The following is an 8,247-nucleotide window of genomic DNA, read 5'->3' as shown; positions in this document are numbered from 1 at the left end:
ACAACGAGCTGTTCTACATGGACAAGACCATGATGGTCTTCGGCGACGCCAAGAAAGTCGTGGAGGACATGGTCAAGGCGGTGGAGTGACGCACTGCGCCAAACGTGCTTTGACAGACCGCCCACGGCCTGGCCAATGAAAAGGCCGCCCTTGGTTGGGCGGCCTTTTTCTCAGAGGTTGCTACCTCAATTCGGCACGAACACGACGTCTACCCAATAGTTCGATGACTGGTACGTCGATGTCGGGAAACGCACCGACGTGCCACCGTAGATGTACACGCCGTTCGCTCCGCTCTCGCCGTCCTGCAGCACATGGATCGGTCCCCTGTCCACTCCTGCATTAGCGAAGTAACCACTGTTGATCGCATAGCGACCATTAGGTGCGCGGTATGAAACCACATAGACCGTGTTGGCCGTGACCGTCACCGGCGTCGTGAAGTTCACCTGCTGCCAGCCCGTAGCGGTTTCGTTGACAAAGGGTGCACTGGCCAACAGCGTGCCGGAGGCCGTCCACAGCGCGCCCACGTGCGTGCCGGTGTTGCCCGAGCCCTTGTAGAAACGGACGCCGGTGATCCGGCCATTCTGGGTGACGCGGAACTTCATGCCCAAGTTGACGATGGCAGTGTCCGAAGTGTTGCTGGCCACCGCCGGTGTCGCCGATGCCGGCCAGGCGGAACAGGGGCAAGTCGCCGCACCCACTGTCACGCTGCGACTGGCAGGCGTGGACTGGATGTTGCCGCTGTCATCCACCGCGCGAACGAGGATCGTGGCCGTGCCACTGCCTGTCGGCGTCCAGGTGTAGCTCCAGTTGCCGCGCCCACTGGCCGGGCGCCAGGTGGCACCGTTGTTCGTAGACACCTCCACCGCACCCACCACACCACCGGTATCCGAGGCGGTGCCAGTGACCGTCACGCTGCTGCCTGAAGGTACGTTGGCACCGTTTGCCGGTGCAGTGATGTTGACCGTGGGCGCTGTCGTGTCGGTGGAGGCCGTGGCCGCCACCAGCGGCGACTGCAGCGTCGCGGGCTGCACGCCCATGTCGGCAAACAGGTTCACCGTGGCCTGCCGCATGCGCTGATCCACCGCCGTGCCGGGCCGGGTGTGGTTGGCATCCAGCCCCCAGGACCACTGGATGGTGCCCGCGCCGAACACCAGCGCGCCCTTGGCCGGATGCCGGTACAGCGTGAGGTAGTGCGTGACGGTACCGCTGCCGTAGCTGGAACCGTGGTCCAGCAGCATGCCGCCGCTGCTGATGGCGGTTTGCGACAGCCGGATGAGCCCCGGCGGGCGTGCGCCGTTGTCCAGGTCCGAATCAAACTCGTAGCCCAGCACGCCTTCGGAGAGCGTGGCGCTCTGGCCCGCGCCCAGGGTGGCCACCGTGGTGTTGCGCCAGAAGCGCATCCGGCCCTCGGCCTGCGGCACCGTGATGGAGTAGGAACGGCCGGTGTCGTTGTTCATGAAGATCGTGCCCGTGAGCGCGTTCTCCGGCCGCCCGCCGTCGGCCGGCGGCGAGAGGCGCGGGTCGCGCCAGGTGCCGGTCCACGCCGGGCTCGGGTCGATCTTGGCGTTGGCGTGCGTCTCCTTGTAGGACACCAGCGTGCGGTAAGGCGTGTTGCTGCCGTCGATGCTGTTTTCCCAGCGCGTCTTCCAGAACACCTCGTTGCCGCTGAAGAAGGCCAGGTGCACGCCGGCGTTGCGCGCGGCCTCGACGTTGGCGCGCTGCGCGCCGGACCAGTACTCATCGTGCCCCACCGACAGGAACACCTTGTGGTTGAGCAGCAGGCTGCCGCTGCGGTCGGTGTCGATGCCGCTGATGTAGCTCACGTCGTAACCGTTGGCCTCCAGCCAGCGCACCATCGGGTACTCGGCATGGAAGAGCCAGTCCTGGCCGCCGTCCACCCCACCGGTGATGAAGGGACGGTTGTAGCTGAGCTTGAAGGAGCGGCCCGCGCCGGTGTTGAGCCCGCCACTGTAGAAGCTGCCACCGCCGTAGGTGTTGTAGGCCTGCCAGGTGGTGTCGGAGGTCTGGAACACCATGGCGGAGGTGCTGGCGTCGTCGCGCACGACGAACACGATGTGGCTGGCGCCGCCCGTGTCGGCGCGCACCAGGCGCGCGATGTAGATGCCCGAAACGGCGTTGGCCGGCACCGTCCAGGAACCCGAGACGGCCCAGTTGCCGCAGTCCACCAGCCCCGTGGAGGGCTGCGTCAGGCAGTTGGGCTGGTTCTGCGGCAGCGTGGCCGAGGGGTTCACGCTGGTGATCTTGCGCGCGCCGCGCCCGCCGTAGTAGCCCAGCCGGTAGATGTCGAAGCGGTAGTTGCTGGCGTTGGTGTCCACCTTGAAGCTGATAGTGCCGCCGCGGTTGACACTCATCTGCGTCGCGAAGCCCTGGATGCTGCTGTCGCCGGCGCCGCTGACCTCCCACTCCGAGGGTAGGTTTCCGGTGAGGCAGTTCTCCTGCACGATCGGGTTGGCCGCCGTCGCGCACCCCCCGGTGGGCGCGGCCGCGGTGGTGAAGCTCCACGTGGCGGAGCTGGCCAGCGCGTTGCCCGCGAGGTCCTTGACGCGCGGGTCGGTGCCGCCGCCGCGAACGGTGGCGGTGTAGGCGGTGGAGGCCGCCAGCGACGCGCCGGGGGTGAGCGTGGCGGTGCGGCTGGCCGCGTTGTACGTCACGGTGGCGGGCACCAGCGTGCCGCCCGCGCTGCGCAGCTCGAAGGTGCTGCTGCCCACGGTGGCCGGGTCCACCGCCTCGCTGAAGGTGGCGGTGATGCTGCTGGTCGTGGGCACGCCCGTGGCGGCGTTGGCCGGCGAGGTGCCGGTCACCGCCGGCGCCGTGGTGTCGGGCCCGGGTGTGGTCCCGGCCGGCGTGAACACCACGTCCACCCAGTAGTTGCTGGCCTGGTAGGTCTGCGCCGGGTAGCTGGAACTGCTGCCATAGGCATAGACGCCATTGCCACCACTGACACCGTTTTGCAGCAGGTGCACCGGGGCGTTGTCCACGCCCTTGGTGGAGAAGAAGTTGTTGTCGCCCGCATAGCGGCCGTTCGGTGCGTAGTACGAGGCCACGTACACCGTGTTGGCGCTCACCGGCACCGGCGTGGCGAAGTTCACCTGCTGCCAGCCGGTGGCGGTCTCGCTGGTGAAGGGCGCCGTGGCCAGCCGTGTGCCGTTGAGGCTCCAGAGGTTGCCGATGTGGGTACCGGTGTTGCCCGTGCCCTTGTAGAAGCGCACGCCGGTGATGAAGCCGTCAACGTCCACGCGGAACTTGACGCCCAGCTCCACCGCATTGGGATCGTTTTCGGAAGGATTGTTGGGCGTGGCGGTGCTGCCCCAGGCGGTGCAGGGGCAGCTACCTTCGGTGGAGGCCGCCACGGTGGTAAAGCTCCACGTCACGCTGGAAGCCATCGGGTTGCCCGAGGCGTCCTTGATACGCGGGTCGCTGGTGCCGCCGCGCAGCGTGGCGGTGTAAGTGGTGGAAGCCGACAGCGCGCCTGAAGGCGTCAGCGTCGCGGTGCGCGTGGTGGGGTCGTAGCTGAGGCTGGCCGCGACCGTGGCGTTGGCGGCGTTGCGCAGCTCGAAGGTGCTGGCGTTGAGCGTCGAGGCGTCCAGCGTGTCGTTGAAGACAGCCTTGACGGTGGAGAACAGGCTCACGCCCGTGGCGCCCGCGGCCGGGGTGGTGGACGAAACCGTGGGGCCCGCCACGTCGGCCGCGTACGTGGCGACGTAGCTGCCGGAGTCGGCATTGAAGAAGGCGTATTCCACGCCCTTGACGACCTTGACGGAGAAGGCCACCGCGCTGCCGCCGCGCGTGAGGCCGGTGAGCACGTTGCCGCCCGAGCGCCGCGGCAGCATGCCCTGCAGCCCGTTGGCCGCGGGGCTGCGGGAGACGCTGAAGTTGAGCGCGCTGCCATTCCAGCTCATGGCACTGAAGGCCGAGGCATTGCGCGCATCGAGCCAGGTCAGCATCTGGCGTGCGGACACGACCGGCACGCCGCGCGCCTTGGCCGAGGCCACGACGGTCGTGGCTTCATCGATGATGGCTTGGTCGGTGTGAGCGTTGACGGTGTAGGCGCCGTAGTAGCCCTCCGCGCCCAGAGCGCGATCGAGCAGCGTGTTGACGGTGTACGGGTAGCTCTGGCCCGACTCGTCGGTCATCTGCGTGGCGGCCTGGTACACGTCGATGAAGGCGCCGTCCAGGCGCATGAAGCGCATGGGCATGGCCGAGCCGGTGAAGATGCCGGGCACATCGGCCACCCAGCCCGGCGGCCAGAAGTAGTAGCTCGTATCCAGTCGCATGCCGTACTTGGCCTGCACTTGTGCGCCGCTGCTCCAATCGCTCCAAACGATGCAGTGGTGGCGCTGCGTTACAGGCGCGGGCAGGCTGTTGTACTTGGCCTGCCAAGGACCGAGCTGCTCGCCATAGGTGTCGTCCAGGCTCAGCGGGGTGTAGTCGTCGCAACGCGTGGAAACGTGCAGGCTGATTTCGAAGCCCTCGGCGTCGTACTGCGCCGCCTGAGCGGCTGTCAGCGCGGTGTCCGTGTAGACATACGAAGTGCCCCGGATGCATTCCCAGTTCGCCACCGAGCAGCCCGGCGTGCTCTGCGACTTGAAGTAGTCGAAACGCCCGGGCGTACCGCTGTTGGCATGGTCGTCGCCCGTCATGATGACCACGGCCTTGTGGCCGTGCGGGAAGTACCAGAAGCGCGGCAGCGGCTTGCGCGCCAGGTTCATGTAGGTGATGAGGTTGGCCAGCAGCCGCTGCTGCTCGTCGGCCTGCGGAATGGCCACCTTGCTCAGGTCCACCCAGTCAGCCCTGGGGTCCGCGGCGGCGTTGCCGTAGAACTTGTCGTCCGAGCGGATGGGCGCCAAGCCGTCGCGCTCCTGCGCGGCCCACGCGGGGTTGCCCTGGCGCGTGTAGACCACCGAGGTGGCCAGGTCGTAGGTGAAAGCCGCGGCCTTGCCCGAGCCCACGCTGCGCAGCGTTACCGCCGGGTTGGTGGTGGCCGCTGTGGCGCTGCTGTAGAGCGTGGCCAGCGCAGTGGCGCCGCTCAAGGCATAGCGGTCCGCGGTGCCGTGGAACTGCATGGTCTGGTTGACGATGCCGTTGCCCACGGGGTTGGCGGTATCCACCAGCAAGTAGCCGTTGGAGAGCTGGGTACCCGTGCTGGCCAGGCCCAGCAGCGACGCGAGATTGGCCCCGGGCGCCATGGCGATGAGGTTGCCGCCGGCGTTGACCCAGTCGGTGAGCATCGTGACCTGCGACGCGCTGAGCGTCGTCTTGGCCAGGATCACCACGTCGTAAGCGGACAGCGTGGCGGCGTTGACCGAGCCGACCTCGGCCACGGCAAAGGCATTGAAGCCCTCGTTGCGCAGGATCTCGGCGTAGTAGGTGCCGAAGTTGCTGTTGCCCGAGGTCAGCACCAGGATCGGTCCGCCGGGCCCCTGGGCCGGATCGGCCGCCAGCGCCGGCCGCGTCCATGACGCCAGCGCCAGCACCCAGCCCAGCAACAGCAGGACCAGCCAGCCCCTGGCAACGCTTGCACGACTCCCCTGACGCTGCAACATCGCGGAACTCCTCAGGTCTTATTGGCGTTACGGGCCCTGACACGCGCCAGGACCCGCTATGGGATACGAGGGACGGAGAGCGAAATCCGGTTGCGCTCTCTACGACCTACTTGCCGACGCCGCTGGCGACGTTCCAGCGCACGAAGCGGTTGTCGTCGCTACCGGCGAAGAGCAAGTTCTTGTTCTTGCTGCCAAACACCAGCGAGTTGACGGGTGAGCCGGAGGCAATGAGCTGCTTGTCCAGCATGCCCGTGGCTGCGTTCCAGACCAGGATCTGGCCATCCTCCCCACCACTGGCCAGGGTGTTGCCATCCGGGCTGAAAGCGATGCTGCGCGCGGCCTTCTTGTGGCCTTCGAAAGCCTTGGTGCGCACGCCGCTGTCCAAGTCCCACATCAGCACCTGCGCATCTGCGCCGGCACTGGCGAGCACCTTGCCGCCGGGTTGGAACGCAATGGCGTAGACCTCGTCGGCATGGCCGCGCAGCGTGTGGATGAGCTTGCCCGTGCTCACGTTCCAAACCAGGATGCGCGCCTCCGCGTCGGCGCTGGCCAGCAAGGTGCCGTCCGGGCTGAAGGCCACCGAATTCACGAAGCCGGTATGGCCCGACAAGATCTTGGCAAGCTTGCCCGTGGCGCTGTTCCAGAGCATGACGCGCGTTTCGTCGCCGGCCGTGGCGATGAGCGCGCCATCAGGGCTCTGCGCAATGGTCCGGGTGGGATGCTCGTGACCGCGCAGCGTGTAAAGTTTCTTGGCAGAGGCGATGTTGTAGACGTGCACATCGCTGTCGCGGCCCACCACGCCCAGGTATTTACCGTTGTTGCTGAAGGCCACGCCCGCCGCCACGGTGTCAAGCTTGGCATTGAACTTCAGGACGTCCACCTGGCTGCCAGCGTCCAAGACCCGTACCGTGCCGTCGGCGCGGCTCACGGCGACCGACGAACCGTCGGGCGACAGGCTCACGGCGGTGATGCCCGTCTTCAGGTATCGACGCAGGACCTTGCGCAAGACCTGCGGCTTCGCGTCGTTCGCCGCCGCTGCCACCTCAGTGGAAGGAGACGGACTGGCGGCCATTCCGGACGAACGCGCTTCTTCACCGCCACCACAACCGGCCAGCACGGCACACGCCAACGCCAATGCCGAAACCGTGCCGGCCTGTCCGAATCCATGCAGTCTGAAATTCATGCCCACCCTCCACGACCTGGATAACCCCTTATCCAAGCACACAGCCAGAATTCATCCCGACGCCCATATCGCGCGATATGGGCATCACCCGGAAAACCTGTTTTAAATGATTCAGATCCTGTCAGCGGATTTTTGAACCCGGACCCCTCCAAGTCGGTGAAATACCCCTCACCCGGTGACGCCAGCATGGGGCCTGTTTTAGCTGGATGCATTTCTATATGTGCCCCGGCGCGCATCCTGTTCGAGGTGAACCACGCTGCCCCTCGCGCCGAATGCGACGCAAGGCTTGCATCTATATCACCAGCGCTTTGAAAATTGGACCACAATTCGAAGCATTAGAAACATTTGTAAGCTACATGAGTCAAAACGCATGAATTTGTGGCCTGCAGCGCCCTGCAGGCAAGGGGGGTAGTCACCGTTTCAATTATTTAGTGATTACCCACTTCGAGCGTTTATCAAATAGAGGTGCATTGCAGTCGGTCAATGCCGGGGACAGGAGCGGAAATTGATGAGCGGGATGCCTGCACGACACCGCACCTGACAGCAGATCCGTGCGCCCTAAGGCAAACGCCACGGCTTGACTTGGCCAAAGCATGGAGCGTCGAACGTGAGGTGGGGTGAAACGTGGCCGTGGGCGGCCGGGTCCGCCCGCGCACGATGAACGCGGCTGCGCTGCCGCGCCTCGCCTCGCATCAGCGGCGTGAACAGGTGCGTGCGGGTTCGGTCAGAGGATGACGGTCCGCAAGAAGGCGGCGTCCAAGGCGAAACGAAGTTGTGCGCTCAGGCAAATCGGCGCGGCTGGTGATCCCTGCCAGTACCGTTGCCGGCACAACCGTGTGCCGGCCGGGGCCGGTGCTAGGCGGTACGAGGCTGGCCCCGCATGGCCCACCCCATCACAACCCCGGCGTTGGCGGCGAAGCGCTCGCGCAGTTCGAAGATCTCGCGTTTCGCCTGGGCCAGCGTCAGCTCGCCCTGCGCCGCCCGATGCTCGATGTCCGCCATGGCGGCCTCGTATTCGGCTGGCGGGTCCTGCGAACAGGATGCCGAAGTCGGCTTGGTGCTCATGCTGGTTCGTGCTCTGGTCTGGGGTCGTGCCCAATGGGCAGGCATCCGGCCAAGAACCTCGTAGGCACCTGCGGCACCGGCATGCTGCGGTGCAGCAATTGTATTAGGTCAAGCGGTTTGACGTATTGCAGCGATTACGTAAGGCACCACCCGGGCGCCAGGTTTTGCGGCCCGCGGCGAAGTTCGCCCACCTGTGATCATTCCGAACATTCCGCTGTGTCCGGAGCTCACTGCGCCAGCAGCGTGCCGAGGTCCGTGCTCGTCCGATCGTGTTCCCCGGTCGCGAACAACGGGCGGCACGCCATGCTGGCCAGCCCCTTGAAGAACAGGCCGGGAAACCGTTCCATGCGCCCGTTGTGGAGCTTCACAGCGGCGTTGTAGTAACCCTACAGTTGCAGTTATGGTTATTGGTTTGGACGCATAGTTGGCGGTGAC

At 65.9% G+C, this 8,247-nt stretch carries 3 protein-coding genes; all 3 read right to left on the bottom strand.

All coding sequences use genetic code 11. From position 1 onward, the window contains the following. Window positions 1–185: 185 nt before the first annotated feature. Window positions 186–5,564, bottom strand: coding sequence for a N,N-dimethylformamidase beta subunit family domain-containing protein (locus Q0741_RS03325; RefSeq protein WP_298231779.1), 5,379 nt, complete (start codon window positions 5,562–5,564; stop codon window positions 186–188). A 106-nt stretch (window positions 5,565–5,670) separates the two neighbouring features. Further along, on the bottom strand, window positions 5,671–6,747 hold the full coding sequence (locus Q0741_RS03320; protein WP_298231778.1) for a WD40 repeat domain-containing protein: 1,077 nt from the start codon (window positions 6,745–6,747) through the stop codon (window positions 5,671–5,673). Window positions 6,748–7,602: 855 nt separating this feature from the next. Beyond that, the gene (locus tag Q0741_RS03315; protein WP_298231777.1) at window positions 7,603–7,812 is read right to left on the bottom strand and encodes a hypothetical protein; all 210 of its coding nucleotides are present in this window, start codon (window positions 7,810–7,812) and stop codon (window positions 7,603–7,605) included. Between the last annotated feature and the right edge of the window lie 435 nt (window positions 7,813–8,247).

This window comes from uncultured Azohydromonas sp., from assembly GCF_937926365.1.
In the GTDB taxonomy this organism is placed as follows: Bacteria; Pseudomonadota; Gammaproteobacteria; order Burkholderiales; family Burkholderiaceae_C; genus Azohydromonas.
The sequence above is the reverse complement of the archived record's forward strand: the minus strand, read 5'-3'. Positions and strand labels throughout refer to the sequence as shown.